The sequence below is a fragment of the Actinoplanes sp. CA-252034 genome, from assembly GCF_050956125.1.
GTDB lineage: Bacteria > Actinomycetota > Actinomycetes > Mycobacteriales > Micromonosporaceae > Actinoplanes.
Window position 1 is genome coordinate 5,420,910 of record NZ_CP191846.1, and the last position, 26,201, is coordinate 5,447,110.

Annotated in this window: 21 protein-coding genes and 1 pseudogene; 13 read left to right on the forward strand and 9 right to left on the reverse strand. The window is 72.4% G+C overall.

The features are described 5' to 3' along the window. Positions 1 to 85 precede the first annotated feature (85 nt). The gene (locus ACQPZW_RS24900) at positions 86 to 637 is read right to left on the reverse strand and encodes a GNAT family N-acetyltransferase (RefSeq protein ID WP_433788432.1); all 552 of its coding nucleotides are present in this window, start codon (positions 635 to 637) and stop codon (positions 86 to 88) included. Between the two features lie 260 nt (positions 638 to 897). Between ACQPZW_RS24900 and ACQPZW_RS24905 the strand changes: the two genes are divergently transcribed. From ACQPZW_RS24905 to ACQPZW_RS24915, 3 genes are read left to right on the forward strand one after another with little or no spacing between them, the layout of a single operon-like run. Beyond that, on the forward strand, positions 898 to 1,317 hold the full coding sequence (locus ACQPZW_RS24905; protein WP_433788433.1) for a hypothetical protein: 420 nt from the start codon (positions 898 to 900) through the stop codon (positions 1,315 to 1,317). Next, complete coding sequence (locus tag ACQPZW_RS24910; protein WP_433788434.1) at positions 1,317 to 3,977, forward strand: DUF4132 domain-containing protein; 2,661 nt, start codon at positions 1,317 to 1,319, stop codon at positions 3,975 to 3,977. The genes ACQPZW_RS24905 and ACQPZW_RS24910 overlap by 1 nt, the downstream gene beginning before the upstream one ends. Positions 3,978 to 3,988: 11 nt before the next feature. Next, entirely contained in the window at positions 3,989 to 4,711 is a 723-nt protein-coding gene (locus ACQPZW_RS24915) for a DUF4253 domain-containing protein (protein WP_433788435.1), read from the forward strand. Positions 4,712 to 5,005: 294 nt separating this feature from the next. Here ACQPZW_RS24915 and ACQPZW_RS24920 read toward each other — a convergent pair whose 3' ends face one another. Together ACQPZW_RS24920 and ACQPZW_RS24925 are read right to left on the reverse strand one after the other, a co-directional pair. Further along, positions 5,006 to 5,344: a YnfA family protein gene (locus ACQPZW_RS24920; protein WP_433788436.1), complete on the reverse strand. Its 339-nt coding sequence runs from the start codon at positions 5,342 to 5,344 to the stop codon at positions 5,006 to 5,008. Positions 5,345 to 5,584: 240 nt separating this feature from the next. Then, positions 5,585 to 6,238 carry a GOLPH3/VPS74 family protein gene (locus ACQPZW_RS24925; protein ID WP_433788437.1) on the reverse strand — a complete coding sequence of 218 codons (654 nt, stop codon included), beginning with the start codon at positions 6,236 to 6,238 and terminating at the stop codon, positions 5,585 to 5,587. A gap of 188 nt (positions 6,239 to 6,426) precedes the next feature. Between ACQPZW_RS24925 and ACQPZW_RS24930 the strand changes: the two genes are divergently transcribed. From ACQPZW_RS24930 to ACQPZW_RS24940, 3 genes are all read left to right on the forward strand, one after another. Further along, the gene (locus tag ACQPZW_RS24930) at positions 6,427 to 6,954 is read left to right on the forward strand and encodes a hypothetical protein (protein WP_433788438.1); all 528 of its coding nucleotides are present in this window, start codon (positions 6,427 to 6,429) and stop codon (positions 6,952 to 6,954) included. A 234-nt stretch (positions 6,955 to 7,188) separates the two neighbouring features. Continuing rightward, positions 7,189 to 7,815: a TetR/AcrR family transcriptional regulator gene (locus ACQPZW_RS24935; RefSeq protein ID WP_433788439.1), complete on the forward strand. Its 627-nt coding sequence runs from the start codon at positions 7,189 to 7,191 to the stop codon at positions 7,813 to 7,815. Between the two features lie 190 nt (positions 7,816 to 8,005). After that, complete coding sequence (locus ACQPZW_RS24940; protein ID WP_433788440.1) at positions 8,006 to 9,802, forward strand: flavin-containing monooxygenase; 1,797 nt, start codon at positions 8,006 to 8,008, stop codon at positions 9,800 to 9,802. A 37-nt stretch (positions 9,803 to 9,839) separates the two neighbouring features. Here ACQPZW_RS24940 and ACQPZW_RS24945 read toward each other — a convergent pair whose 3' ends face one another. The 3 genes from ACQPZW_RS24945 to ACQPZW_RS24955 are packed head-to-tail and all read right to left on the reverse strand — an operon-like array spanning position 9,840 to position 11,928. Further along, positions 9,840 to 10,499 carry a lipoprotein gene (locus ACQPZW_RS24945; RefSeq protein WP_433788441.1) on the reverse strand — a complete coding sequence of 220 codons (660 nt, stop codon included), beginning with the start codon at positions 10,497 to 10,499 and terminating at the stop codon, positions 9,840 to 9,842. A 38-nt stretch (positions 10,500 to 10,537) separates the two neighbouring features. After that, positions 10,538 to 10,780 (reverse strand): hypothetical protein, encoded by a 243-nt coding sequence (locus ACQPZW_RS24950; RefSeq protein WP_433788442.1) that lies wholly within the window; start codon positions 10,778 to 10,780, stop codon positions 10,538 to 10,540. Between the two features lie 41 nt (positions 10,781 to 10,821). Beyond that, positions 10,822 to 11,928 carry a phospholipase D-like domain-containing protein gene (locus tag ACQPZW_RS24955; RefSeq protein WP_433788443.1) on the reverse strand — a complete coding sequence of 369 codons (1,107 nt, stop codon included), beginning with the start codon at positions 11,926 to 11,928 and terminating at the stop codon, positions 10,822 to 10,824. A gap of 72 nt (positions 11,929 to 12,000) precedes the next feature. On the opposite strand from ACQPZW_RS24955, the gene ACQPZW_RS24960 reads away from it, so the two are divergent. The 4 genes from ACQPZW_RS24960 to ACQPZW_RS24975 all read left to right on the forward strand — a co-directional run bounded on the left by ACQPZW_RS24960 (position 12,001) and on the right by ACQPZW_RS24975 (position 15,043). Continuing rightward, positions 12,001 to 12,645, forward strand: a complete 645-nt coding sequence (locus tag ACQPZW_RS24960) for a hypothetical protein (RefSeq protein ID WP_433788444.1) — start codon at positions 12,001 to 12,003, stop codon at positions 12,643 to 12,645. A 93-nt stretch (positions 12,646 to 12,738) separates the two neighbouring features. Then, entirely contained in the window at positions 12,739 to 13,332 is a 594-nt protein-coding gene (locus ACQPZW_RS24965) for an RNA polymerase sigma factor (RefSeq protein WP_433788445.1), read from the forward strand. Next, a complete protein-coding gene (locus tag ACQPZW_RS24970; RefSeq protein ID WP_433788446.1) occupies positions 13,322 to 13,816 on the forward strand; it encodes a hypothetical protein in 495 nt (164 codons plus the stop codon). Before ACQPZW_RS24965 ends, ACQPZW_RS24970 begins: the two co-directional genes overlap by 11 nt. Before the next feature lie 21 nt (positions 13,817 to 13,837). Beyond that, positions 13,838 to 15,043 carry a S8 family peptidase gene (locus tag ACQPZW_RS24975; protein WP_433788447.1) on the forward strand — a complete coding sequence of 402 codons (1,206 nt, stop codon included), beginning with the start codon at positions 13,838 to 13,840 and terminating at the stop codon, positions 15,041 to 15,043. A 151-nt stretch (positions 15,044 to 15,194) separates the two neighbouring features. Here the strand turns inward: ACQPZW_RS24975 and ACQPZW_RS24980 are convergent, their stop codons facing one another. Next, positions 15,195 to 18,104 carry a CHAT domain-containing protein gene (locus tag ACQPZW_RS24980; protein WP_433788448.1) on the reverse strand — a complete coding sequence of 970 codons (2,910 nt, stop codon included), beginning with the start codon at positions 18,102 to 18,104 and terminating at the stop codon, positions 15,195 to 15,197. 335 nt (positions 18,105 to 18,439) lie between these two features. On the opposite strand from ACQPZW_RS24980, the gene ACQPZW_RS24985 reads away from it, so the two are divergent. Beyond that, positions 18,440 to 18,682: a hypothetical protein gene (locus tag ACQPZW_RS24985; protein ID WP_433788449.1), complete on the forward strand. Its 243-nt coding sequence runs from the start codon at positions 18,440 to 18,442 to the stop codon at positions 18,680 to 18,682. Positions 18,683 to 18,817: 135 nt separating this feature from the next. Here ACQPZW_RS24985 and ACQPZW_RS24990 read toward each other — a convergent pair whose 3' ends face one another. Continuing rightward, positions 18,818 to 19,855 (reverse strand): effector-associated domain 2-containing protein, encoded by a 1,038-nt coding sequence (locus tag ACQPZW_RS24990; RefSeq protein ID WP_433788450.1) that lies wholly within the window; start codon positions 19,853 to 19,855, stop codon positions 18,818 to 18,820. Positions 19,856 to 20,036: 181 nt separating this feature from the next. On the opposite strand from ACQPZW_RS24990, the gene ACQPZW_RS24995 reads away from it, so the two are divergent. After that, the gene (locus tag ACQPZW_RS24995; RefSeq protein ID WP_433788451.1) at positions 20,037 to 20,213 is read left to right on the forward strand and encodes a hypothetical protein; all 177 of its coding nucleotides are present in this window, start codon (positions 20,037 to 20,039) and stop codon (positions 20,211 to 20,213) included. 82 nt (positions 20,214 to 20,295) lie between these two features. Further along, positions 20,296 to 22,044: an HEXXH motif domain-containing protein gene (locus ACQPZW_RS25000; protein WP_433788452.1), complete on the forward strand. Its 1,749-nt coding sequence runs from the start codon at positions 20,296 to 20,298 to the stop codon at positions 22,042 to 22,044. A gap of 442 nt (positions 22,045 to 22,486) precedes the next feature. On the opposite strand, the pseudogene fxsT reads toward ACQPZW_RS25000, so the two are convergent. Further along, positions 22,487 to 26,178 (reverse strand): annotated as a pseudogene (gene fxsT, locus ACQPZW_RS25005) (FxSxx-COOH system tetratricopeptide repeat protein). Positions 26,179 to 26,201: the final 23 nt, after the last annotated feature.

The following is a 26,201-nucleotide window of genomic DNA, read 5'->3' on the forward strand; positions in this document are numbered from 1 at the left end:
CGCGCCCACGCCACCAGGTCGTGCCGGAGCGGGTTCTTCGGCTCGACGATCAGAGCCGGGCTGGATTCCGATGGCGCGGCTCCGGCTACTTCGGTGGATCGTCGCCGAGGACCAACTCGTAGAGGAAGCTGTCCTGCCAGCCGCCGTTGAGGAAGAGGTGGCTGTGCGCGGTGCCGTAGTGGACGAAACCGTTCTTGGTGAGCACCTTCTGCGAGGCCACGTTCGCCGGTGAGGTGGCGGCCTCGATCCGGTGCAGTCCGCGATCCCGCGCCACCCGCAGCAGATGCTCGACGGCCGCGCTGGCCAGCCCCCGTCCCTGCTCCCCGGCGTCCATCCAGTATCCGAGATCGGCGCCGCACAGGGGCACCGGCGTGATCCTGGTCAGACAGGCGAAGCCGACCACCGTGCCGCCGCGGACCATCACCCGGCTGACCACCTCGCCGGCCCTCTCCTTGCCCACGATCGACCGCAACCGGTCACGCTGGCCGTCGAGGGTGAAGAACGACTCGGGCCGGGGGAACTCGTAGGGCGCCAGATGATCCCGGTTACGAACGTGCACGTCCAGCATCGCGGCGGCGTCGTCCTCGCGGAGCGAGCGCAGCAGAATACCGGACGGCAGAAGCTCCGAATCGGACATCGACGCATCCTAGCCCGGTAGAGCCAGGCAGACCGACCGCCGTGGAGATCCTCCTCCATGGTCACGTAGCCGTTCCGGAACACCGCCGCGCGCTGCTCCCACCGAGGACCAGAACCGGTCCGGAACACCGCCGCGTCTGGCCGCACATATCGAGCCGGGCCGGGCCGAGAACCCGGTCGTAGATGTCGGCCGCGGTTCGGGAAACGGCTGCTGACCTGGCGGTACCGGGTTTGTCGTACCCCTGCTCTAGGGTTCCCGGCATGGTCGATGTCGAGGTGCGCAGCCGGGTGACCGGCACGTCCGATGGCCTGCCGCCGGTGCTGGTGCGGCTGGCCGGGGAGAGCACGACCGCGCGCGAGCTGATCCGCCGCGCGGTCGAGGAGCAGATCCGGCTCACCGGGGCGGACGCGTCCCGCTGCCGGCGCGCTCTGGACCGGCAGTTCCTGTCCGACGACGACCTCCGTGCCCAGGCCGCGACCGGCGTCATCCGCATGCCGTCCCGGCCGCCCTCTCCACCCGATGCCGGCGCTGAGGTCGCGCGGGCGCACCGGGCGTTCAGCCGGGGCACGTTCGTCATGTTCCACGGGGGCCGCCAGGTCGCCGAGCTGGATGAGGAGATCACCGTCCGTCTCGGCGAGCCGGTGGTGTTCCTGCGCCTGGTCGCCCTGGTGGGTGGCTGATGGCCGACCCGATCGACTTCGTCCCGCCGTCGTGTGCCGACGGGGTCCGCCGCGGGCGGGAGGAGCTGCTGGGCCTGCTGGAGCGGGCGCGGGCCGCCGACCCGGCCGCCCTGACGCCGCTCGCCGACGAGATCCGCCTCTCGATGCGCCGGGGTGGGCAGGCTTCCGGGGGCCACCTGCGCTCCTGTTCGGCCGACATCGTCGAGGCTCTCGACGCGGTCTACGACGAGGCGTTCCCGGTGCGCGATCCGGCCGACGTCGCCGGGCTGCTCGACGTGCCGTGGGCCGGTGCGTCCCGCCGAGCCCTTCTGATCGAGGCGGTCGGCTCCCACTTCCTGCTCGACGAGGTGACGCGGCGTGCTTTCGAGACCCGCGACGTCCGTCTGCTGCGGATCGTGCTCCACACGCCCCATGGCCGCTCACCCCGGCACACCGTCGCCCGCATCCTCGACGCTCTGCACACCGCGGGCGCCCTGGACGCGGCCGCGGTCGCCCGCGCCTTCACCGACGACCGGTATGTGTGGCGCGACATCGCCGGCCTGCCCTGCGCGGACGCGGTCCGCTCCCACATCGACGCGATGATCTGGCACCTGATCAGCACGCCCGGCAACGTCCCAGTGCAGACCGGGCCCGAGGCCGGGCTGGCCGAGTTCCCGGAGGGTCCAGCGCCTCGTGGGCTGCGGTTCGTCCGCGCCGCTCTGGACCGGGCCGCCTCAGACCGGGCCGCCTCGGATCAGACTGCGTCGGACCAAGTTCACTTGGACCGGGCCACCCCGGACCCGGCCACCCCAGACCCGGCCACCCCAGACCAGGCCACCCCAGACCCGGCCACCCCAGACCCGGCCACCCCAGACCAGGCCACCCCAGACCGAGCCGCCTCGGACCCGGCCGGCGAGGCGGAGGTCGCTGACTATCTCGGCACGGCGGAGCTGACCGTCGCCGAGCAGAACGAGCTCGTTGCCCTGCTGCGGGAGCGGCCCGCCGCCGACCGGGAGCAGGTCTGGCGGTGGCGGGTCAAGGCCGGTGACGACGCGGCGATCCTGCCGCTGTTCGGCCTGGAGGGTGGCGCGCCCCTGCTGCGGCTGATTCGGCGGATGCCCACCGGGCACGAGCCGTTCCGGCAGGACCGGGCCGAGATCCTGGCCATCGTGGAGTCGGTCGGCCACGAGACGGCCCGGCGGCTGCTGAGACGGCAACCCCACGAGCTGGTCTCAGCGGTTCTCGGTGACAACCGGGCCGCCGTCCTGAAACGGGTGAAGAACAACGCCTTGCAGGGCATAGCCGCGTTCGGGATGCTCCCCCTCGCGCCGGACGAGACCGTTCTCGACCGCTACCTGGCGTTGCGAGAGGTCGCGAAGAAGGGCCCCGCCCTGGGACCGAACCGTCGCCTGTCGCACGCCGCGGCGGTCGACGTCGCCCTCGACCACCTCGCTCAGGTGACCGGAGCCGCCGACGCGAGCCGCCTCGAGTGGGACTGCGAGGCCCAGGTCGCCACCGGGACGCCGACAGCCGCCGACGCCGGCGACTACCGGATCGAGCTGCTCTTCGACGGCGCCGAGCCGATGCTCGCGGTGAGCCGGGCGGGTCGAGCCCTGAAATCGGTGCCGGCCACGGTCCGGGCGCACCCGTCCTACCGGGAGCTGCGCGACCATCAGGAGCGGCTCCGTGAGCAGGCCCGGCGGATGCGGACCGGCCTGATCGAGCGGCTGGTCGCGTCCGGGGCGACGCTCACCCCGGACGAGCTGACCCGCCTCCGTTCGCTGCCGGCCGGCGCGGCGATGCTGCCGGGCCTGATCTGGCGCGACCACACCGGCGCCGTCGGGCTGCTCGACGACATCGACACGAGCGGGCCGGTCACCGCCGTGCACCCGTTCGACCTGCTGACTGCCGGGACGCTGGCCCGCTGGCAGGAGGAGGTCGTTCGGCGCCGGCTGCGGCAGCCGGTCAAGCAGGCGTTCCGCGAGCTGTATGTGGTGACCCCCGCCGAGCGTGAGACGGTCGACGTGTCACAGCGGTTCGCCGGGCAGAGCGTGACCGGCCGGGTCGCCGCCCAACTGCTGGCCGGCCGCGGCTGGAGCACCGGCCACGAGTACGGGGATCACCAGGCGACCCGCCCGGCCGGTGACGGGCTGACCGCGGCGCTGAGCGCGGACCTGCACGGGTTCTGGGGCATGAGCGACGTGCTGATCGGTGGCTTGCGGTTCCTGCGTGGCGGCCGCCCGATCCCGCTCGTCGAGGTGCCACCGGTCGTGTTCTCCGAGGTGATGCGTGACCTCGACCTGGCCGTCTCGGTCGCCGGCACCGCGGACGAGCGCTGGGGCTCACCGGCGCAGGCGGAGAGCCGGGCCCGGGTGCTCGCCGCCCTGATCACGGATCTGGGCCTGACCCGGGTCACCATCGACGGGGCCGCCGCCGTGGTCCGCGGCACCCGCGCCACCTACCGGGTGCATCTGACCAGCGGCAGCATCCACGTCGAGCCGGCCGGCTACCTGTGTGTGGTCCCGGCCGGTTTCGGGGCGACCGCTCACCACCGGCTGTTCCTGCCGTTCGCCGACGACGACCGGATGACCAGCGTGATCCTCAGCAAGGTCCTCCTGCTGTGCGAGGACGACCGCATCACCGACCCCTCGATCCTCCAGCAGCTGAAGGCTCTGACGTGACGATCCCCGGCATGCCCCCGACGGAACGCCTCGCCGTCACCCTCTCCGGGGCGCAGGTCACCGGTTTCGCCGCCGACAGCGACACCGCCCTGGACTGGTGGCGCCGGCTGCGGTCGGCGTACCCGGAGACCGGACTGTGGCCTCTGCTGATGGACGGCGATGCTCCCGAGTATCTGCAGGATCCGTGCACCCATGTCACCGTCGAGGAGTCGCTGGCGCAGGCGTACGCCCTCGACGGGGCGGCGGTGCTGGCCGGGGCCGGCGAGCGCCAGTTGGCCAGCTACGACCGGGCGTATGCGGCTGAGATCCGTGCCGAGCTGGCCGGTGGCGGCAAGTGGCGTGACGACCCGGAGCGGCCCGGTCTGGATCTCGGCTACGACTGGAACGGCCGTCCGCTCGCGATCACGGTGGCCCTGGTCCCCGCCGCAGAACCGTGGCTGGTGCCGGTGACCCTGCACTACGGCGGCTGGAACGGCTACCCCGACCCGGGCGAACACGCCGCGATCATGCGCCACTTCCTCGAGGAGTACGGCGCGGAGCCGGTCTACTGGAGCGGCCCGAACCTCGACTACACGGTGGCCCGCCCACCTGCTACCCGCCCGGATGCCTTGGCCCTGGCTTGGAAATACCGCCAGTACAACGACGGGGAGTACGACTTCTACCTGGCCGACACCCTCACCGACCTGGCCGCCGCCCTGCTGGACAACCCGGTCTGGCGCACGTGGTGGGACTGACCCGGCCGCCGACCGGTCCGACCCATGCAGTGGGACCGGGCCCGTAGGCCCACGCCGGACCGCCCGAAGGGCACCCCAGCGGTGAGACCGGCCCGCCACCCGCGCCAGGCCACCGAGCGCCGGTTATGGCCAGGCGGTCCATCAAGCCCGACCGGGACGGCCCAGGCGATGCACCGGTCCACGACCCGCGCCAAGCCAGGCAAACGGTGCTTGCGGCCAGGCCGTCCGTCACGCCAGCCGGGACGATGCAGGCGGTGCACCGGTCCAGGCCATGCGAACGGCGCCTGCGGCAGGTCAGGCCGCGGTGCGTGGGGCGTACATGATGACGGCGACACCGAGCAGGCAGAGGCCGGCCCCGATCAGGTCCCACCGGTCCGGGCGGAAGCCGTCCACGAGAACGCCCCACAGCAGCGACCCGGCGACGAACACCCCTCCGTAGGCGGCCAGGATCCGCCCGAAGTCAGGATCCGGCTGGAGGGTGGCGACGAAGCCGTATGCGCCCAGAGCGATCACGCCGGCGGCGATCCACCACAGGCCACGATTCTCCCGCCAGCCCTGCCAGATCAGCCAGGCGCCACCGATCTCGGCCAGCGCGGCCAGGGCGAACAGCAGCAACGACCGGACAGTGATCATGACCGAACCCTACCGAGCCGAACCGGCCGCCCCCGAGGGCGGAGCCGTCGTCGGCCGGCCCCGTCGACGGAGTCGGCCGACGCGGCGCCCACCGTGCGCCGGAGGGCGGCGGAACGGGACAGGCGCCGCCGTGCGCCGGAGGGGCAGAAGAAGAGAACCGAGGCGACCGTGCGCCGAAGCAGCGGAGGCACGGAACAGGGACGACCGTGCGCCGAAGGGGCCGAACGGGGTGACCGCCGGTCAGCGGGCGACCACCGGGACCGGGTCGGCGGTCGCGGCCCGGGCGTGTGCGACCAGGTGGGACAGGGCCGCCGGCAGCTTGCGGCGGAACTGGTCGGACAACCGGGCGCGGTCGCGCGGGTTGCAGGTGTCGAGGACGAACGCGTCGAGCCCGGTCGCCAGGATCAGGCCGGCGAGCATCAGGTCGGCGATGTCGAGGCTCTCGTTGTACGACAGGTGGGTGCGGATCCGGGCGGCCGGCTCGCCGGGGCTCTTCGGGTCGGCGAGGACCAGGGACGTGGTGCCGGGGCCGAGGAGCCGCCGGCGGGTCTCCTGTCGCAGGACACCGGCCGCGAGGAGCCGGCGCTCGACGAGCTCGGCGGCGGCGCCGGTGGAGAGGTGGGTGATCCACTGGCCGAGCCCGTGCGGGCCGGGGCTGCCCGCCATGCGCTGTAGGACGGCGGAGGTGGCGGGGTCGCCGGTGGGGGTGGCGTCGATCAGGTGCAGCAGGTCACCGTCGGGGCGCAGGCGCCGCCAGAACATCAGCTCGCCGAGCAGGGCGGCGGCGAGACCGACGCCGAGGACGCGGTCGGGCAGCAGCGGCCGGCCGCCTATCCCGTCGTGGGCGGCAAGGTAGAAGTCGTCGGCCGGCGCGAGTTTCGGCGGCGATGTCATCGGCTCAGCCCCAGAGATCGACGTCCGTGTCGGATCGCCAGAATATCCGCAAATGGTTGCCGCAAGGTTGCCGCCCGGTGAGAGGTGCCTGGGGAATCGCGTCGTAGGGTGAGCAACGGCTCTCACGTGCGGCACTGACGTGTCGATACGGCAAGAGGATCACCTGGTCGCATCGGAGCGGAGGTCGGATGGACGAGTACGGAACGGATTCCGCCGGAGTCGGGGCGGCTCCCTCGGTGGCGCGGCTGCTGCTGGAGCTGCGCAGCCGGGCGACCATCGACGTGAAAACACTGGGTAAGGCGCTGCAGGTGCGCCCGCAGGGCAAGACCGGCGTGGCGGTGCGCATTCACCCGGGTGGGGTGGATTTCGCCGTCGACCGTGAGCGGGCCAACGATGTGGCGCTGAGCATGCCGGGCTCGTTTGTGATCGACCCGGACGACCCGGACTGCTGGGTGTCGGTCCAAGCGGACTACATCGACGACAACTACGACACGCTGCTGGACGCCGCTGCCGAGGCGGTGGAGTTGCGGGCCGCGGGCAAACCGGCGCCGGTGAAGCGGGTCCGGGCGGCCGCGGCGCCCAAGGCGGCCGGCACGAGCGCGACGAAGACGCGGGCCGCGGCCAAGCCGGCGCCCCGCCCGGATCCGCCCCGCTGCCCGAAGTGCCGTCAGTACGAGCTGCTGGCGAGCGGGGAGTGTCCGTCCGGCTACTGCTGACCCACCGTCGGCGACAGCCGGACCAGCGACGAGCCGGTCACCGGTGGCGTCACGCGCGCCACCGGTCGCACCGCGCGGGTCGAGGTCCGTTTTGCACAGGTCTGTCGTCCTAGAGCGGCCCCGAGGTGTGATCGGGCGACTCCGGTGCCCCCGCGCGGCCCCGACAGGCCCTATCCTTGCGCTTTCCGCACGGCGCGAGAGATTCACGTCACTGAGACGGCACGGAGTTCGACGATGAGCACGGGCGGGCGGCGCGCGCGGACCGAGCAGGCAGAGCAGACGCGGGCGCTGATCCTGGCGACGGCCGAGCGGCTGTTCGCCGAGCGGGGCGTGCACGCGGTCTCGAACCGGCAGGTCGGCGAGGCGGCGGGACAGGGCAACAACGCGGCGGTCGCCTACCATTTCGGGACCAAGACCGATCTGGTGCGGGCGATCATCCAGCGCCACGCGGTCCCGACCGAGCGGATCCGGCGGCGGCTGCTGGCGGTGCATGCGGGCAGTGCCGACCTGCGCGACTGGGTGACCTGCGTGGTCCGGCCGATCACCGACCATCTCGCCGATCTGGGGCATCCGAGCTGGTATGCCCGGTTCTCCGCGCAGTTGATGACCGAGCCGGCGCTACTGGAGGTGGCGGCCGAGGAGTTCCGGGACGCGATGGGGCTGCACACGGTCATCGACGGGCTCCAGCGCTGCCTGCCGGATCTCTCCGAGGAGGTACGCCAGGAGCGCACCCACATGGCGCACACCCTGCTGGTCCACTTCTGCGCGCAACGGGAGCGGGAGGCGGCACCGGTGTGGGGCGCGACGGCTGCCGGGCTGATCGACGCGATCGTGGGGCTGTTCACCGCACCGGTGACCTGACGACGCCTCTTGCGCGGGGCGGCACGCGGGCGATCGTACGATATGAGGCTTTTGAATTGCCCTTGACCGACGTTCACGATGATTTTTCGGATATCGCTGCCGTGGAGCACGCTTTTGGTAAGACAAGTGCTTTAAATTGTGGCCTCTGAGTTTGGTCGCACCACCGGATCAACCCCGCGAAAGGGCCCGCATGTCCCCCTCAACCCCCATTCCCCGCCGCCTCAAGCCCGAGGACCTCGCAGCGTTGCGCGAGCGTTACCGGCTGGAGCGGGACCGGCGCATCCGGCCGGACGGCGCCGCGCAGTACCGGCGGGCCGCCGGCGAGTTCGGCTACTACGCGCAGGACCCCTACACCGAGCGGACCGAGCGGGATCCGAAGACCGACCGGGTCGAGGCGGTGGTCATCGGTGGCGGATTCGGCGGGCTCCTCACCGGCGCCAAGCTGCGGCAGGCGGGCGTCCAGCAGATCCGGACGATCGACGAGGGCGGCGATTTCGGCGGTACGTGGTATTGGAACCGTTATCCCGGTGTGCACTGTGACATCGAGGCCACGATCTACATGCCGCTGCTGGAGGAGGTCGGTTACGTCCCTAAATGGCGATACGCGCCGGGCGAGGAGATCCGGCAGCACTGCATCAACATCGCGAAGCGCTTCGACCTCTACACCGACACGATGTTCCACACCCGCGTCACCGGCCTGACCTGGGACGAGGAGAACGCCGAGTGGCAGGTCACCACCGACCGCGGCGACGACTTCCGGGCCCGCTACGTGGTGATCTCATCGGGCACGCTGACTCAGCCGAAACTGCCCGGCATCCCCGGTGTCGAGGACTTCAAGGGGCACACCTTCCACACCAGCCGCTGGGACTACGGCTACACCGGCGGTGACCAGACCGGCAAGCTCACCGGGCTGGCCGGCAAGCGGGTCGCCGTGGTCGGCACCGGCGCCACCGGCATCCAGGTGATCCCGCACCTGGCCGAGGCCGCCGAGAAGCTCTACGTCTTCCAGCGGACCCCGTCGACCGTCGACGTGCGCGACAACCGGCCCACCGACCAGTCGGTGCTGGACAGCGTGCGGCCCGGATGGCAGCGGGAGCGGATGGAGAACTTCCTGCTCAACGTGACCGGCGGTTGGGCCGACGAGGACCTGATCGACGACCGGTGGACGTCGACGGCGAAGCTGCAGCGGCAGATGCTCACCGGTAGCGTCGACGTCAACGTCTCCGACGAGGAGCGCGAATACCTCGACGAGATGGCGGACTTCCGCAAGATGGACGAGATCCGGGAGCGCATCGACACGATCGTCACCGACCCGGCCGTCGCCGAGACGCTCAAGCCCTGGTACCGCTACATGTGCAAGCGGCCCACCTTCAGCGACCAGTACCTGCAGACCTTCAACCGGCCCAACGTGACGCTCGTCGACACCGCCGACCACGGTGGCATCACCCGGATGACGGAGACCGGCGTCGTCGTCGGCGACACCGAGTACGAGGTGGACTGCGTCATCTTCGCCACCGGCTTCGAGGTCGGCATCTCCGGCGTGCTCTCCGGGACGCTGCCGGTCACCGGCCGGGGCGGGATGCCGCTGCTCGGGCACTGGCGCAACGGGCCGCGCACGCTGCACGGCTTCTACAGCCACGGCTTCCCGAACCTGTTCCATCTCGGGGCGCTGCAGAACGCGGCCGCCGTCAACTTCGTGCACGTGCTGCAGGAGCAGGCCATCCACATCGCGGCGGTCGTCGCCGAGGCGCAGAAGCGGGGCGCCCGCTGGATCGAGCCGTCCGCCGAGGACGAGGAGGCGTGGGCGCAGGTCATCTTCCAGACCGCGCCGAAGACCTTCCGGTTCCAGTCCGAGTGCACGCCCGGCTACTACAACGGCGAGGGCAACCCGCGGCCGGTGATGTTCTCCTACGGGCCGGGGCCGGTCGCCTTCCACGAGCTGCTGCGCGAGTGGCGGGCCGACAGCATCGACACGGTCCTGCGGTGATCTTCGGGCCCGGGGCGGCACCCCGGGCCCCTCTCTCCTAGGCCTGGATCTTCACGGTCTTCTTGGCCAGCTCGTAGGCCGGCTGCATCGACGTGTACTCGCCGGTGTCCAGCGGGGCCAGCTGCACCACGGCGATGCCCTTCTTGGTGTTCAGGGCGAACGCCGTGTACTTGCTGCGGATGTCGTACTCCTTGTCGAGGGTCTCCCAGGACGCCTCGGCGGCCTGCGCCGCGCCGATCTGCACGTCGGTGACATCGGTGTTGGAGGCCTCGCGCTTGCCGATCGACACCTTCATGAACTCCTGGAGGTGCTCGGCCGGCGCCCCGCTGAGCCCGTCGGCCAGGTGCACCCGGATGAACCCGATGCTGCCGGCCGGCTTGGCGTCGATCTCGCAGACCACGGTGAAGTCGCCGACCTTGGCCAGATCCGCCAGCTCGCCCATCTTCTTCAGGTCGATGGCCTTCGGCTTCCAGTCGGCCGCGGCCTGGAACTCGAACGGCAGCTCACAGGCCGAGCCCTTGGCCCCGACGGACTCTCCCGCGACGGCCGCCGGCACCCCGGCGGGCGCCGCCGGGGCACTGCTCACCACCGTGGTCGGGCTCGACGGCGTGGCCGGGACGTCGGAGTCGGAGGAACAGCCTGCGACGGCGAAAAGAAACGCGAGCGCGATGCCCGCCGATGTGTACGTGGTCTTCACAGTCGGGGAACCTACAGGGCGGGTACGACATTCACGGATCAGAGACGGGCCGCCCAGTCCAGGACTCGGTCGACATCGGAACGGGTCCAGCCGACCGCCGGGTCGATCGACACCAGCAGGGTGGGCGCCGGTCGTGCCGCCGCCCACCGCAGACCGCGAGGCGTGTGGTCGTCGTCGATCCAGGCGGCCGGCCGGCCGGCGGTGACCAGGTCGACCGCGGGCACCTTCAGCTCCGGGTCGAACGGGACCGCCGGGAACTCCACCACCGGCAGCGGGTCCACGCCCAGCAGCGGCAGGAACCGCTCTCTCCCACACCCGCACACTATGCCGACACCGGGCGGCAGAGGCCGGTGACGACGCGGTCGATCTCGGCCAGGGCGTACGCGGCCAGCCGGCGCTGTGCGGTCTCGGCCGCCGGGTCGGTCTCCTCGAGGTCGCCGAGCACCACGATGTTCTCGTCGTTGAGGGTGTTCGCCGGTGCGGTGAAGTTGAAACTGCCGGCGACCACCAGCCGCCGGTCGATGATCATGAGCTTGTGGTGGACCTTGCGGACGCCGTTGCCGGGAGTGTTCTCGTAGAGCTCGGCGCCGGCCGCCTTCAGGCGCTTGGTGGCGGCCCACTCCTGGGAGCCCTGGCCCCGGTCGAGGACCCCGCGGATCGGGATGCCCGCCTTGAGCAGCCACTCCATCGTGTCGTCGATGCCGGACGACTGGGCGAACGTGAACATCGCGAAGTCGACCCGCTCGGCCGCCTTCAGCATCTGCTTCATGATCTCCATCTCCGGCCCGTGGTACGGGGCGAAGATCGGCTTGACCCGGATCCGCCCGAGCCGGAACTCCGCCGGTCGCGGGTTGACCCGTTCCTGCAGGGCGCCGAACGTGCCCGACCGCATCCGCTGGAACTCGGCCAGGTAGAGGCTCGCGGCCGTCTGCCCCCGCAGGATCACCAGGTGGTTGAGGTTGTTGCCGGGCTGCCCGGGATTGTCCGGCGGGTTGACGCCGGTGTCGGTACGGGTGAAGTTCGTCGACCCGGTCAGCACGGCGGCGGTGTCGAGCCCCGGGTCACGGACGATGAACTTCTGGTGGAAGATCTTCGGGTTCAGGTCGGTGATCAGGTCCACCCCGGCCCGCAGCAACGCGGCGTGGATCACCCGGTTCTCCTCGTTGTCGCCGGTCACCGCCCACGGGTCGGCCCGCGGCGGATCCTCCCGCAGGTAGTCGCCCTCCAGGATGACCTGGATGCGGATCTTGCGGCGCTTGGCGGCCAGCACCGCCTCGGCGATCGGGCGGGAGTCGAGCTCCTGCACGGCGATCATCAGCGTCTCGGCGGCGCCGTCGATGAACTCGCGGATCACGCCGTCGAGGTCGTCCGGCCCGCCGAGCACGGGTGGTCCGGTGTAGAACTCGACACTTCCCAGGTCCAGGCCCATGGCTTCAGTGTCGGCCCCGCCGCCCGGCGCGTACCTCGTTTGATCGGATCGTCTGATCGTAGGATCCGGGCCATGTTCGACACGGCAGCCGGGCTGCGACCGCGGATCGGCGACCGGGCCGGGGTGTGGGAGTTCCTGCGCCTGTTCACGGAGGCATGGGGGCTGACCGGTTCACCGTGCTCGTTCGACCGGCCGCTTCCGGCGGCGCTGCGGGAGGCGTACGCGCTCGGGACCGTCCTCGACGGCGGCGGGCCGGACGTGGAGGACGACGTGCTGGTCTTCCACTGGGCCGACCCGGAGATCACCGAGACGGCGTGGGGTGTGCCGCTCGACGTGGCCGGCCGCGACGATCCGCCGGTCGTGATCAACACCGGGGGCGGGTGGGAGGCGTACGTCGATCGGGTGTCTCTGGCCTGTGTCGACATCGCCCTGACCACCGTCGTGCAGGAGCATGACTTCGAGCTCTGCAACGCCGCCGAGCTGCCGCCCGAGGTGGCCGGGCCCGCGCTGGCCGTCTTCGACCGGCTGCCACTGCCCGACCTGCCCATGTGGATCGACGTCGAGGAGTCGCCCGTCCGCTGGTACTCCGCGCCCGGCCGGTTGCTGCGCACCCACGGCGACGACGGGGTGTGGCTCTGGGTCAGCGCGCAGTCCGCAGCCGCACTGGACGATCTCTACGCGGCGATGCCCGGCGCGCGGGGCCACTGGAGCAACTAGCGTCCGGCGTCCACGGCATACTGATCGACCGACCATTCCATGAAATCGTTTCATGGCGGTACGGGTCACGCGGAACGACCGAAGGAGGGCTCGATGGAGCCTGAGCAGACGGCGGCGCTGGTACGGGGTGCGGCAGCCGGTGACGCGTCGGCCTGGGAGGAGCTGGTCCAGACGTACGCGGGACTCGTCTGGTCGGTGGCCCGTGCCTATCGGCTGGGCCGCGCCGACGCCGAGGACGTCAGCCAGACCACGTGGGAGCGGTTCGCCCGCTCCCTGGACAAGCTGACCGACCCGGGCCACGCCGGCGCCTGGCTGTCCACGACCGCACGCCGCGAGTCGCTGCGGGTGCTCGCCGCCCGCAACCGGACCGTGCCGACCGGCGATCTGGCGTGGATCGGCCCGGCCCGCGAGGACGAGTCGCCGGAGGAGATCGCCGTCGCCGCCGACGAGGAGGGCCGGCGCGACGCTCTGGCCGGCCGGCTGTGGCAGGCGCTCAACCAGCTCGGCGACAACTGCCAGCGGTTGCTGCGGGTCCTGATGGGCCAGCCGCCACCCTCGTACGCGGACGCCGCCGCCGCCCTGGGTGTGCCGATCGGCTACCTGGGCCCGACCCGGCGGCGCTGCCTGGAGAAGCTTCGCAAACTCGCGGATGTATCAGAGCCGGCGGAGCAGGGTCATGACTGGTGACGAAGACCTGCCGCCGTCCGAGGAGGGGGCCGACGCCATGAATGTGGACGCGGCACTGAGCGCACTGATCGCACGTATGGACCCGATGCCACCCGAGGTGGCACGGTATGCGGTCGCCGCGTTCGCGTTCCGCTCCGACGGTGAGGACTTCGCCGATCTGGAATGGGATTCGCTGACCGACGCCGAGGTCCTCACCCGGGGACCGGACGACGTTCGGATGCTGGTGTTCGGTCCGGCCGGGCCGGACGGCATCCGCGTGCACCTCGGCCTCTCCCGGACCGCGACCGGGTTCGAGGTCGACGGTTTCGTCGAGCCGGCCGGGCACACCGAGGCGGAGCTGCTCCACGACGGGGGCGCCGTCCGCCGGCCGATCGACACGGCGGGCAGGTTCTACAGTGACCTGCCCAGCGTGCGGTCGATCCGGCTGCGGCTCCGGGGCACCGAATCCGCGCCGATCGTCACCGGCTGGGTGGCGCTCGGCTGACCGCGAGAAAGCGAGACGACGATGCCCGGAGAGACCGGTTTCCCGAACCCGTGGGCGCTTGATCCACGAGTCCGGCGTACTGGCAACACCTACTACATGGCCAATGAGATCCTGGTGGCCGCCGACGATGCCGGAATGGTCCGCGGCGCCATGCGGGGCCTGGGCGCGCAGCGGACCGAGGCCCCGGACGGGATCGACGAATATGTTCACCGGTACGTGCTGCCCGAGATGGGTGACGACCCGACGGCCGTGCCCGGGGTGGTGGGTCAGCTCCGAACGCTGGGCAACAGCCCCCGGGTCGGGCTCAACCACGTGTTCGCGGCCAACGCCATCCCGATCACCGGGCAGCCGAAACTGCACGGCGGGACGGCCACCGACCCGGCACCGGCGCCGCATCCGGAGGTCAGCGGGACGGTGACGGACAGTCGTGTGGTGCGGGTCGCGGTCATCGACACCGGCCTGGACCCGGCGGCGATGACGCTTCCGGTCTTCTACCAGCATCAACGGCACGGCCGGCACGAGCCGGACGCCGTCTACGAGAATCCGGCGGTGCGGCGGATCGGCCTGATGGGCGGTCACGGCACGGCGGCGGCGGGGATCGTCGCGCGGTACGCCCGGCGCGCGCACCTGACCTCCATTCAGGTGCTCAACGTGCACGGGATCGCCGACGAGTGGACTCTCGCCGCCGGGATCCTGCGGGCCCGCGACGCCGGCGCGGAGATCATCAGCATGTCGCTGGGCGGCACCTACGTCGGCGACGACGAGCCGCTGGCGCTGAAGGCCGTCCTCGACGACCTGCCGGCCGGGACGGTCGTGGTCGCGGCGGCCGGCAACGTGGACGCGGCGACACCGAACTTCTATCCGGCCAGCCGGCCCGGGGTGATCTCGGTGGCGGCCATCGACACCACCGGCACCGCCGGCGAGGTCCCGGCGACGTTCAGCAACACCGGCGACTGGATCACCGCGTGTGCTCCGGGCGTGCGGGTGCATGCGCCGTACGTCTTCGGCACCTGGACCTACGGGACCAACCCGGTCGACTTCACCGGGGCTGTCGCGTGGAGCGGCACGTCGTTCGCGACACCGTTCGTGGCGGCGCAGATCGCGGCGAACACCACGGAGAAGGAGACGTGCGCGGAGGCGGCCCAGCGGCTGCTCGGGGGCTCCCAGCGGACGTTCCCCGGCTACGGACGGTACATTCCAGCGCCGACCGGCTTCATCCTGCAGTGACCGATCAGCATGCTCCGCTGATCGATCACCCGGCCCCGCGGCCGGGGACGCCGGCCACGGGAGCCGGTCAACCGGCTCCGTCGGTCGCGACGCCGGCCACGCGGGTCGGTCACCCGGTTCCGTCGGTCGGGACGCCGGCCACGCGGGCCGGTCAACCGGCTCCGTAGCAGACGTACGCGGCGGCGGCCGGGTCGTCGCCGGACTCCCGCTGGGCCTCGGCCAGAGCGGTGGCCGGTGACCTCCCGGAGCGCAGATGCTCGTGCAGGCGCAGCATCACGTCGCGGGCGGCACCGTCGCGCACGGGGGCGACGGTGGCGATCACCGAGCGGGTGCCCATCGCCAGCAGCGCGGCGGCGAATCCCATGATCTCGTCGCCGCGGTGCACGGTGGACATGCCAGAGTCACACGCCGACAGCACCACCAGGCCCGGTGGCCTGCGCAGACTCTCCAAGTCGTAGACGGTCAACGGGCCGTCGTCCAGGCGCAGCGCCGAGAACTGCGGGTTGTCGGCCCGGAAGGTGCCATGCGCGGCGATGTGCGTACGCCCGGCGCCGTCCATGGCCCGCAGCACCGCCGACACTCGCGCGTCGGCGCCGAGCAGGGCGGACGTCGCGCCGTACCGTCCGGAAAGTGCGGTGATCTCGTCCGCCGCGCCGGGCAGTCCCGGGCCCGCCACCAGGACCGTCGCGTCACCCGACGCCTCGGCGGTGACGGCCCGCAGCCAGGCGGCGGCGCTCGGCGCCACCGCGACGGTCCGATCCCGGCAGAGAGGAAGAAGCCGCCACGGTACGCCGTGCAAGCGCCCCGACGGCACGATGACCAGGTCGGCGTCCCCGATCCGGTCCCGCAGCGGCCCCAGCAGGACCGCGTCGAGCCGCTCCCCGCCCACCCCCGACCCGCCGGGCCGCAGCGACATCCGGTGCAGCGCGAACCGTAGCCCGCGCACCTCGGCGTCCACCGCCGTGACCGGGCCGAGCTCGTGCCGGGTGAGCCGGCCGCCGGCCAGCACCACCGCGTACAGCACGTCCCCGACGGTGATCAGCTCGACGAGCGCCCGGTCCCCGAGGCATGAGGCCAGCGAGGGAATGTCCCATCCGGCCGTTCGTGTCCTGGTGATCCCGGCCCGGCGTCCCGATACCGGGTTCGCGGGGCGGCCGACTGCCCCGGCCGCCCCGCGGCCCTCCCCCACGCCCCGAACCATCGAGCTGCCCGCCACGTCTCCCCGGCGTCCCTGCCGGATGAGCCGGTCACCCACACCGGCCGCCGGAGCGGGGGCGGGACGCCCCTCGGCGAGGCGGTCGTCCGTCCCGGCCGTCGGGGTCCCGGCCGCAGGCACCTCGTTGAGGCGGTCGTCCGTTCCGGCCGTCGGGCTCCCGGCCGTCGGGCTCCCGGCCGAATGTCCCTCGGTGACGCCGGGGCGGGCGCGGCGGGCCCGCTCGCGGATGGAGCGTTCCAGCTGGGTCTGGCGCTGGCTGTGGCGGCGGGCGTCGCGTCCCTCAGCCAGGGCCTGCTCGCGTTCGGCGGCCACCGCGCGCAGCTCGGCGATCTCGGCGGCGAACCCGTCGTCGGCCGGCGGGTAGGCGGGCCGGGCCTGCTGCGCGGCCGCCCGGCCACGCTCGGCCCAGGTCAGCAGCGCCCGCGCCGAGCCGTCCGCCACGGCGGCCTCCATGGCGGTACGCACCAGCTCCAGCCCGTGCTCGGCGGCGTGCACCCGCAGCTCGGTGGCGCCGAGCGTGAGCCGGTGCTCGTCCAGGGCGCGCAGTCCCGCCCGCAGCGCCGCGGCCGCTCCCCGGCGGTCCCCGCCCGCGATCCGCAGCAGAGCCTCGGCGTGCCAGGCGCTGACCCGTTGAGCGGCCGGGCTGCCCGCCCCTCGCGTCCGGCCGGTGTGCCGCAGCAGCTCGGTGGCCTCGGCGGTCCGGCCGGCGGCCAGCGCGCACCGGGCGGCGATCAGCGCCGCGTCGGCCGCCGCCACCGCCCAGCCTCCGGCCCGCAGCTCCTCGGCGCCGGCCACGGCGGCGCGCTGCAGGTCCGGCCCGTGCCGTCCGGCGGCCCAGTCGGTACGGATCAGCATGTACCGCGCCACCGCCGCCCACCCCGGCCGTCCCTGCTGGTCGAAGGCCCGCCCGGCCAGTCGCGCCGCCTTGCGCGCCTCGGTCGTCTCCCCGCAGGCCAGCGCGGCGGCGGCCAGCAGCAGCCGGGCTTCGGCCAGGTCGGCGGCCATCCGGCGGCCGGCGAGCTCGCGCACGGCCGCGGCTGCCACCTCCCGCGCCTCCTCGTGCAGGCCCGCGGAGAGCAGCACGTCACAGCGGTCCATCATGATCAGCGCGGCGGAGAGGTTGTTACGGACGTAGTGCTCCTCGGCCGCGGCCAGATGGGTGAGCGCGGCGACGACCCGCCCGGCCCGCCCGGCGGCGAAACCACGGTTCCAGCGGACGTCGGCGACGGCGAGGTCCTGCCCGAGCTCGGCGTACAGCTCCTCGGCGCGCAGCAGGTCCGTCTCCGCCGGGCCGGGCCGCCCACGGTAGGCCTGCAGGACCCCCCGGTTGTTGAGGACCTTCGCCTGCCACAGCCGGTCGCCTTCGCGCCGGAACACCGCCAGCGCCCGGCCGTACTCGCGCAGGGCCTCCTCCAGCAGCCCCTGCCGCTGGGCCACGACGGCGAGCTGATGACGCAGCCGGGCGGCTTCGAGGCCTTCGAGGTACGCCGCCGCGGCCTCGCCCAGTCGTACCGCGCCGGGGATGTCGCCCTGGTCGGCGCGCACCAGGGCCAGCGTCATCCGGGCGCGGGCCGCGGGCACCGCGAGCCCGGCCTGGTCGGCGACCGCGACGGCCCGCCGCAGGTGCAGTGCCGCCGAGCGCATCCGGTTGCTCTCCCTGGCCGCCAGCCCGAGCACGCGCTCCGCCGCCGACTCGGCCCCGGCGTCCCCGACCCGGCGGGCCGCCGCCCGTAGCCGCAGCGCCTGCCCCTTCGCCACCCGCGGATCGATGTGGACGAGCCGCATCGCCTCCTCGGCGATCTCGGGGAGCCGCGCGTCACCGGCGGGCGGGACGAGATCGGCCACGATTTCACCGGCATCCGGATGTATCAGGGTGGACACTGGCCCCTCCTTCTGTACATGACACCGGATGAGAAGGCGAACTGGATCATCACATCGATGGTCCGGGGTGGAGTCACCGAGGGCAGTGTGCCGGTGCTCGCGGTGTTGTCCTCCCGCGGATCGCCGACGGTTCATCCGTGATTTCTGTATAGCGGCCGGGCCGCCCGCCCGTCGCCTCTGTTTCGTGACCGGTTACCGGGTCAGTGGCTGGTTCAGCCGCTGACCACGACCGGCTGTCACCTGCACCGCCGGCCATGATGCGCCGGGGCATCGCACATTCACCGTTCCAAGGAGCTGATGTGATCGACGCTGACCTGATGGACAGGATTCTGATCGGCCTGATCGGAGTCACCGCGGACGTCTCCGACCGGGTCCTCGACCTGGTCTCCGAGTTCGCCGACGAGCTCGGTGACCTCTCCCACGACGACGTCGTGAAACTCGTCGAGGCCGCGGTGACCGCGACCGCCGCCACCGCGGTGACGGCGGCGTTCAACAAGCGCCGCTCGCTCGCCCCGGCCTGCGGGACGGCCCCCATCGGCTGAGGCCACACAGCGCGGCCGCCCCGAAGGGGTGCGGCCGGATCCAGGGGATCGGTCAGGCCGAGGGGGGCTCGGTCGGATCGAGGGGGCCCGGTCGAGTCTGCGGGCTCGGCCGGGCCAGGGGTCCCCACGGACGGGTCAGGTCGCCGGCGGGCCGCACAGACCGGCGGCCGTCAGCGTGCCGAGCACCGCGGTGACCGCCGGATGGCCGGGAACCAGCGTCTCCAGGGCGTTCGCGAGGGCGTCCCACGGCCTCAGATGGCGGTAGTGCTCGAAACTGCGGACGAGGGCGAACAGCTCCAGCCGGGCGGCGTTGTCGCGACGGAGCTGGTGCACGATCACCGGCGGCAGCAGCTCGTAGACCTGGTCGCGGAAGGCCGGCTCGGTCATCCGGGGCACGTCGAGCAGGTGGTCCACCAGCACGCGGTACAGATCGGCGGCCGGCCGGGCCGGGGTCGGTGGCACCCGGTCGTCGGGCATGGACAGCGCCTCCTTCAGATGCCGTTTCAGGGCCACGTAGGAGCGATGCTCGGGCGAGTCGGGTTTGATGATCGTGAAGTGGTCGCCGGGCAGCACCCCGGTCTCGGGGAAGACGCTGCGGGCCGAGACGGGTGTCACCACGCCGTCGCTCTCGCCGGCGTAGGCGGCGATCGGGATCGGGCAGGTCGTGGCGGTGACCGTGGTGGCGTGGACGACCTGGTTGAGGACGGTCCGGTGGGCCTCGGTGATGGCCTGGCCGAGCGGGCGCAGGTCACGCTCCTGCGGGTGCCGCCACAGGCCGCGGCGCAGCAGCAGGGCCAGGTCGGAGCCGGAGTTGGGGCAGGCGAAGAGCACGACGCGGCGGATGCGGGCCAGCTCGGGTCCTCTGCCTGCCGCAAGCGCACGGGCCAGCATGCGCTGCACCACGAGACCGCCCTGGCTGTGCGCGACCAGGACGAGTCCGGTGTGGTCGGCCAGGTCGTGGGTCAGATGGGTGCGCAGGCTGTCGGCGACGTCGTCGATGTCGGGGATCCGGCGCAGCGGATTCAGCGAGACCGGTGGACTCGGATAGGCGAAGGCGTCCGTCTCGTACGACGCGAGATCGGGATCGTCCTCGATCAGGTGCAGGAACGCCGACCACGTGGCCGCCGACGACAGGAATCCGTGCACGAACACGACCCCGAGGCGCTGGGACATGGTTGACAACCTACCGTGGGCGGGCAACTCCGATGGGTGCCCGAGGTGGTGCCGGTCGCGCCGCATACCGCTTCCGGGATCGTCACCGCGTGCGACATGATGAGTGAACATTCGGTCCGGGCCGAAGCCGGGTGGAAAATGTTCGGTACGGGACCCGTAACGACGTGAGGAGACGCCGGCAGTGAGCCGATCGATCGACGACATCGAGTCGGACCTGGTAGACCTCACGGAGGTGACCCTCGCCGATCTGCCCACGTATGACGAGCGGATCCTCGCGCCGACCATGCGGCGCCTATTGCAGCGCATCGATGATCCCGAAAGCATCACCAGCGGCTACAATCCTCAACGCATTGACTGAGATGATTGGGTCGGAGTTTCTGGATGGGCAATGACGGCGCCGTGAACCAGTCGCCCCCCAACATCGGCTCGACCAGCGGCACATGAGCGCCCTCGCCTCCGGCGGCGGCGACGCGAGCACGGTCGACCAGCTCCTCGCCGTCGAGCGCAGCTGGCGTCTCCTGCAGTTGCGCGCCCTGCTCGACCAGGTCGGGCCCGTCCACGACACCGGTCCGCTCCCGCCCGTCCGTACCGCTTGGGACCTGCTCATCGAGGCCGAGCGGCACGACCCGGCCGGAGTCGGCGACCTGCTGCTGCACCCGCAGGCGGGCGTCTGGGCCGGTTACACGCTGCGGCGCCTGCGCGGCACCGCCCGCTCTCAGGCGCCACTGTGGGTGGACCTCGGCTACCTGCACGGCCTGGCCGCCGTGGCGGCGCTGCGGGCCGGCCTCGACTTCCGCATCACCGTTGTGGTCCGGGACGGATTCGTGGTGCTGCCCACACTCGGGGCCGTTCCGGTGCCGGGAGCGGAGCAGTGGGGCCACACCGAGGTGCGGGGGTCCGGTGGGGACGGTGCCGTCGACACTCCCGCCGGCGCCGTGCGGATCGGCGGCGACGGGTGGCAGCCGATGCCCGCCGTGCATCTCCGGGCCGGCGGGCACACCCTCGCGGTCCGGCTGGACTGCCTCGACCCGTACCGGAATCTGCGCGGCCCGACCCCACCGCGGTCGCTGAGCGAAGCGGAGCTCGATCACTGGCGTGGTCTGCTCGCCCAGGCGTGGGAGCTGCTCGTCCACCACGGCCCGGCGCTCGCCTCACCGATGGCCCGTGGCCTGTTCTCGGTGGTGCCGCAGCCGCCGGCCGAACGGTTCCGCACGATGAGCGCGTCGGCCGGCGACGCCTTCGGCAGCATGATCATGTCGGAGCCCCGGGACGCCACCGAGCTCGCGGTGACCATGGTCCACGAGTTCCAGCACATCAAGCTCGGGGCTCTGCTGCACCTGGCGCCCCTGCACAGCGGCGAGCCCGACCAGCGACTGTACGCACCCTGGCGCGACGACCCGCGGCCCCTGGGCGGGCTGCTCCAGGGGGTGTACGCGTTCGCGGGCATCACCGAGTTCTGGCGAGCCTTCCGCCACGGGGCCACCGACAGCGCGGCGGCGCTGGCCCATTTCGAGTTCGCCCGGTGGCGCCGTCAGGTGGCCACCATCCTGACCATGGTGGCCCGGCTGCCGCAGTTGACCGAGGTCGGCCGGCGGCTCGTGGACGGCCTCACCGCGACCGCCGAGCAGTGGCAGGCCGACAGCGTCCCCGCGCGGCCGCTCGCCGCGGCCCACGACGCCGTCGCCGACCACCGGGGCCGGTGGCGCCTGCACCACCTCCAGCCACCGGCCGAGGTGGTCACGGCATACGCGGAGGCCTGGACCGCCGGCGCCGCCCGTCCGGAGCCGCCCTCGCACGCCATCGCTACGGTCCTGCAGGCCGACCCGGCCGCTCGCGGGCTGGACGCACGTGCGGTCCTGGAGCTGTGGCGGCTGACCGACCCGGCCGGGTTCGAGCGGCTCAGCGACGATCCGGAAGCGGTCGGCGACGTCGTGACCGGGGCCGGGGCCGCCGATCTCGCCCTGGTGGCGGGCGACCACGACGCCGCGCGGCACGGATACCTGGCCGAGCTGTCGGCGGGCTCCGACCGGCCGGGCGCCTGGGCCGGGCTCGGGCTGATCCTCACCGGCCCGGCCGCGGAGGCGTTGCAGACCCGCCCAGAGCTGGTACGAGCGGTGCATCAGGCGCTCCGCAGCTCGGGCGGAGCCGTCGACCTGGAGAAGCTGGCCGCCTGGATTGGGCCTGCCTGACGGGCCGCCCCGCAAACGCCGGCCCGAGCCGGCAACACCCGGCCACCCTGCATCACGGCCCCTGCGCGTCCGGGCGGCGAGGGCCCGGTCGGCCCCATCAACCAGGACCAAGCCGTCCCCCAAATGCCGAGCGAACCGACTCGACCCGGGCCGAACCCGGGTCAGGCCGAACCGGCCAGGCCAGCCAAGCCGAGCCAGGCCGAGCCGAGCCAGGCCGAGCCGAGCCAGGCCGAGCCGAGCCAGGCCGAGCCGGGGCCAAAGGGCGAACGCGGGCCGCACAGCGAACGCGGGCCGCACAGCGAACGCGGGCCGCACAGCGCCGGGCGGGCCGGGGGCAATCCGTCCGGCCGAGGGTGACGGGCGGGGCAATCCGTCCGGCCGAGGGTGACGGGCGGGGCAATCCGTCCGGCCGAGGGTGACGGGCCGGATCGGGGTGGGATGTCTACAGGGGCAGCGGGTCCATGTCGCAGTTGGCCCGCCGATCGAGGTCGATGGCGGCGGCCGTGGCCGGGTGATCGTCGCCGAGGATCCGCTGGAACGCCGCCACGGTTCGCGCGTGCGTCTCCGCGGAGTCCCTCTCGCGGCCGAGTTTGAGCAGGTCGCTGGCGAGGTTTCCGTATCCGGCGAGGGTGGTCGGATGCTCCGGTCCGAGCACGCGCGACAACCGTGACGTGGCGTCGACGTCGCGCGCGTACGCCTGCTCGTAAAGCCCTTCGGAGTAGAGATCACTCGCGAGGTTGAGCGCCGCGGCCAGGGTGAGCGGGTGGTCGTCGCCGAGTTGTTCGCGCAGCTGGGCGAAGCCTTCCTCGTCCATCCGTCGCGCCTGGGCCACGTTGCCGCGCATCCGCTCGGTGACCGCCCAGTTGAGCCGGGCGGCGATCGTGTGCGGGTGCCGGTCGTTGCCCAGGAGACGCTGGTAGCTGCCGTACACCCGCTCGCCGAGCTCGGCCGCGCCGTCGAGGTCGCCGGTCTCGCGCAGGTCGCTGGAGAGGTTGAGCGAGGCGGCGATGGTGTCCGGGTGGTCCTCGCCGTAGCGGGTGAGGAACCCGTCGCGTACCTCCTCGGAGATCTGCCGGGCGGCCTGGTGGTCGCCGGCCTTGCGCAGCGCCACCGCGAGGGTCCGCATCGCCCGCAGGGTCTGGGGGTGGCCGGGGCTGAGCTGGTGGCGCAGCTGGTCGGCGACGGCCTGGGCCGCGGCGCGGGCGCCCACGTAGTCGCCGAGCTCGCGCCGGTCGGTGATCAGGTTGCGGGTGCTCTCCAGGGTGATCGGGTGGTCGGTGCCGTAGAGCTGGATGCGCAGTTCCTGGTTCTGCTGGTCGATGTCGGAGGCCCGCTGCAGGTTGCCGGAGAGCCGCAGGCTCACGGCGAGGTTGTGACCGGCCGTGATGGTCTCCACGTCATCGGGGCCGAGGGCGCGCACGTGCCGCTGGTAGATGTCCTCGGCCAGCTCCAGGGCGCCTTTGAAGTCGCCGGCGACCCGGCGGTCGGCGGCGACGGCCCCGAGGGCGCGCAGTAGGTCCTCGTTGTCCTCGTCGACGATCTCCTGGTACGCGGTGAGCACCTGCTCGTTGAGCTGGGCCGCCTCGGTGAACCGGCCGAGGACGAACAGCAGCCAGCCCATCCAGTGGCCCATCCGCAGCGTGGACGGATCGTTGGCGCCGAGCTGGTCGCGGCGGGCCTCGTAGGCGCGGTCGGCCAGGTCGAACGCGGCCCGGTGGTCGCCCCACCAGTAAAGGTAGCGGGACAGGTTGTCGACCAGTTGCTGCACCCACGGGTCGGTGGAGCGGAACGCCTGTGCCTGCATGGCATGCGGGTACAGATCGGCGTAGGCCCGCCAGGTGTCCGGCGAGTTGGGGTCGTTGGGGTCGCCGTCGGCGAGCATCAGGTGCGCGCTCTGCCGCATCGACGTCTGCTCGGTGTCGTCGAGGCGGTCCATCAGAACCGCCTGGACGAGGCGGTGCATCTGGATCGAGTTGGTCCGGTGGTCGATCTTGGCCAGTGCATACCGGTTGATCTCGCGGATGGCCCGGTTGAGGCGCATCGGGTCGCGGCGCACGGCGTCCAGCTCGGGGTGGACGTTGCTGGCCCGGCCGCGGCTGAACAGGGTCCGCGGGATCGGCTCGGGGCGAAGAACGAGCACACCTGCAGCAGCCGCAGCGCGCCGGGGCTGGACTCGGCGAGGCGGTCCAGCGACACGTTCCACGCGGCGGCGACCGGCAGCTGGTAGTCGAGCGGGACCGACACTTCGAGCAGCTCGGTGCGCTTCTCCTCGAACAGCCGCAGATACTCGTCGGTGGGCATGCCCGTCTCGGCCCGCCACGCCGCAGCCTGGTCCAACGCCAGCGGCAGGTCACCGAGCGCCTCGGCCAGCCGGCCCGCGTCGTGGTCGCTGAGCTCCGGGCCGCGACGGCGCAGCAGCTCGACGCTCTCCCGCCGGGCGAAGACGTCGACTTCGAGCTGACGGGCGATGTTGGACCACTGCGGGTTACGCGAGGTGACCATGATGCGGCCGGGACCGCCGTTGGGGAAGTAGCGGCGCACCGCCTCCGGGCTCTCCGCGTTATCGAAGATCAAGAGCCAGTTGGGGTACGGCTGACCGAGGCGCAGTGCCTCGCGGACGGCCGGGATCGCCGCGTTCGCCTCGAGGCCGACCGGTAGTTGCAGTCGCTGGGCGAGCTCGGCCAGCGCGTTGCCGATCTGGGCCGGCCGCTCCGACGGGATCCACCAGATCACGTCGTACTCGTCCTGGTGGCGATAGACGTACTCGACGGCCAGCTGGGACTTGCCGACGCCGCCCATGCCGTGCAGCGCGTGCGGCAGGACCGCGGTGGTGCCCACCCGCATCTGCTCGTGCAGGTGGTCCAGCAGGGTCTCCCGGCCGGTGAAGTTCGGGTTGCGAGGCGGGACGCTACCCCAGATGACGGGCGCGCCGGCCGGTGTTCTCGGTGGTGCAGCCACTTCCGACACCCTGCTCGACACTGCCGCTCCTCCTGCTGTCCGGTCATCGGCGCCCGTCTGTCCCATTGTCACAGCGGGCGTGCTCTCCGTAGTAGTGGCGGACGGCGTGTCCGCGTCGAAGCCGAGCGCTTCGTGCAGATGGCGCGCACGAGCCAGGTAGGGGCCGGACAGGGCGTGGCACACCGCCTGCTCGACCCGGACGAACGGGGCGGTCTCCGGCGTCACCGGCGGCATCGGTGTGGCGTCCGGGTCGTCGAGCATCCGGCGGAGCCCGCGGACCGCCGGGACCGTTGCGCCCAACTGCTCGTCGACGACCCGCAACACGCGTACCGCGTCGGCCCGGCGACCGGCCGCGAGCAGCTCCTCCCGGACGCCGCGGTGGAACTCGTAGGTGACCTCGGCGCTGTCGGACGCGCCGGGTGAGGGGTCGACCGGGTGCAGCAACTCGCTGTTGAGGATCTCGGACAGGTGTGACGTCTCCGAGTCCGGGATCAGCGCCCGCTGGACCCAGCGCATCACCGCCAGGTTGAGCGGGGCCGCGGCGAGTTGCGTGGCGAGGGTGACCGCGGTGGGGGTGGCCCATGCGGTGAACTCGCGGACCCGCATCCGCGCGGTGGTGGCGGCGTCCATCCACGGCGGCACGACGGTGTCCGGGCGCCGGTCGGCGGCCAGCACCGCGGGCAGCTGCGCCTCGCCGCCGGTGACCAGCCGCACCCAGGCGGCGAGCCACCGGGCGTCGAGCTCGAGGACGGGCACCGGGACCGGGTCACCGCCGACCGGCTCGGGCTCGTCGAGGACGTCGGGGACCGGGTTGTGCATCTCCCACGCCAGGCCGGCGTTGGCGCCCGCGCGCTGGGACCCGGGCTGCCACAGGCGCAGCCGGCGCGGCCGGATCCCGGTCCTGTACCACTGCAGTTGGGGCAGCAGGTGCAGGATGGCGATCGGGGCGCGGCGGCCCCAGGCGCGCAGCAGGGGCTGCATCGCCCCGGCGTGCCAGGCGGCGCCGGTGCCGTCGGTCAGCACCAGCACGATCCGCCCGTCGACGTCGATCTGCCCGGACGGCAGGGTCACCTCGGCCGAGGCGGTGTCGAACGGCACCACCTCGACATCACTCAGGTCCTCGTGGGCGCGGAGCACCGCCACGCCGTGGTCGACGGTGTCACGCCACACCGCCATCGACGGCCCGGCGTCGACCAGCA

What these genes read in the sequence shown, in the direction of transcription:
- ACQPZW_RS25000 (WP_433788452.1), top strand. Translation starts at nt 20,296, where the DNA reads ATGAGCGCCCTCGCCTCCGGCGGCGGCGACGCGAGCACGGTCGACCAG.
- ACQPZW_RS24920 (WP_433788436.1), bottom strand. Translation starts at nt 5,344, where the DNA reads ATGATCACTGTCCGGTCGTTGCTGCTGTTCGCCCTGGCCGCGCTGGCC.
- ACQPZW_RS24940 (WP_433788440.1), top strand. Translation starts at nt 8,006, where the DNA reads ATGTCCCCCTCAACCCCCATTCCCCGCCGCCTCAAGCCCGAGGACCTC.
- ACQPZW_RS24935 (WP_433788439.1), top strand. Translation starts at nt 7,189, where the DNA reads ATGAGCACGGGCGGGCGGCGCGCGCGGACCGAGCAGGCAGAGCAGACG.
- ACQPZW_RS24925 (WP_433788437.1), bottom strand. Translation starts at nt 6,238, where the DNA reads ATGACATCGCCGCCGAAACTCGCGCCGGCCGACGACTTCTACCTTGCC.
- ACQPZW_RS24915 (WP_433788435.1), top strand. Translation starts at nt 3,989, where the DNA reads ATGCCCCCGACGGAACGCCTCGCCGTCACCCTCTCCGGGGCGCAGGTC.
- ACQPZW_RS24910 (WP_433788434.1), top strand. Translation starts at nt 1,317, where the DNA reads ATGGCCGACCCGATCGACTTCGTCCCGCCGTCGTGTGCCGACGGGGTC.
- ACQPZW_RS24955 (WP_433788443.1), bottom strand. Translation starts at nt 11,928, where the DNA reads ATGGGCCTGGACCTGGGAAGTGTCGAGTTCTACACCGGACCACCCGTG.
- ACQPZW_RS24900 (WP_433788432.1), bottom strand. Translation starts at nt 637, where the DNA reads ATGTCCGATTCGGAGCTTCTGCCGTCCGGTATTCTGCTGCGCTCGCTC.
- ACQPZW_RS24970 (WP_433788446.1), top strand. Translation starts at nt 13,322, where the DNA reads ATGACTGGTGACGAAGACCTGCCGCCGTCCGAGGAGGGGGCCGACGCC.
- ACQPZW_RS24990 (WP_433788450.1), bottom strand. Translation starts at nt 19,855, where the DNA reads ATGTCCCAGCGCCTCGGGGTCGTGTTCGTGCACGGATTCCTGTCGTCG.
- ACQPZW_RS24975 (WP_433788447.1), top strand. Translation starts at nt 13,838, where the DNA reads ATGCCCGGAGAGACCGGTTTCCCGAACCCGTGGGCGCTTGATCCACGA.
- ACQPZW_RS24965 (WP_433788445.1), top strand. Translation starts at nt 12,739, where the DNA reads ATGGAGCCTGAGCAGACGGCGGCGCTGGTACGGGGTGCGGCAGCCGGT.
- ACQPZW_RS24930 (WP_433788438.1), top strand. Translation starts at nt 6,427, where the DNA reads ATGGACGAGTACGGAACGGATTCCGCCGGAGTCGGGGCGGCTCCCTCG.
- ACQPZW_RS24960 (WP_433788444.1), top strand. Translation starts at nt 12,001, where the DNA reads ATGTTCGACACGGCAGCCGGGCTGCGACCGCGGATCGGCGACCGGGCC.
- ACQPZW_RS24905 (WP_433788433.1), top strand. Translation starts at nt 898, where the DNA reads ATGGTCGATGTCGAGGTGCGCAGCCGGGTGACCGGCACGTCCGATGGC.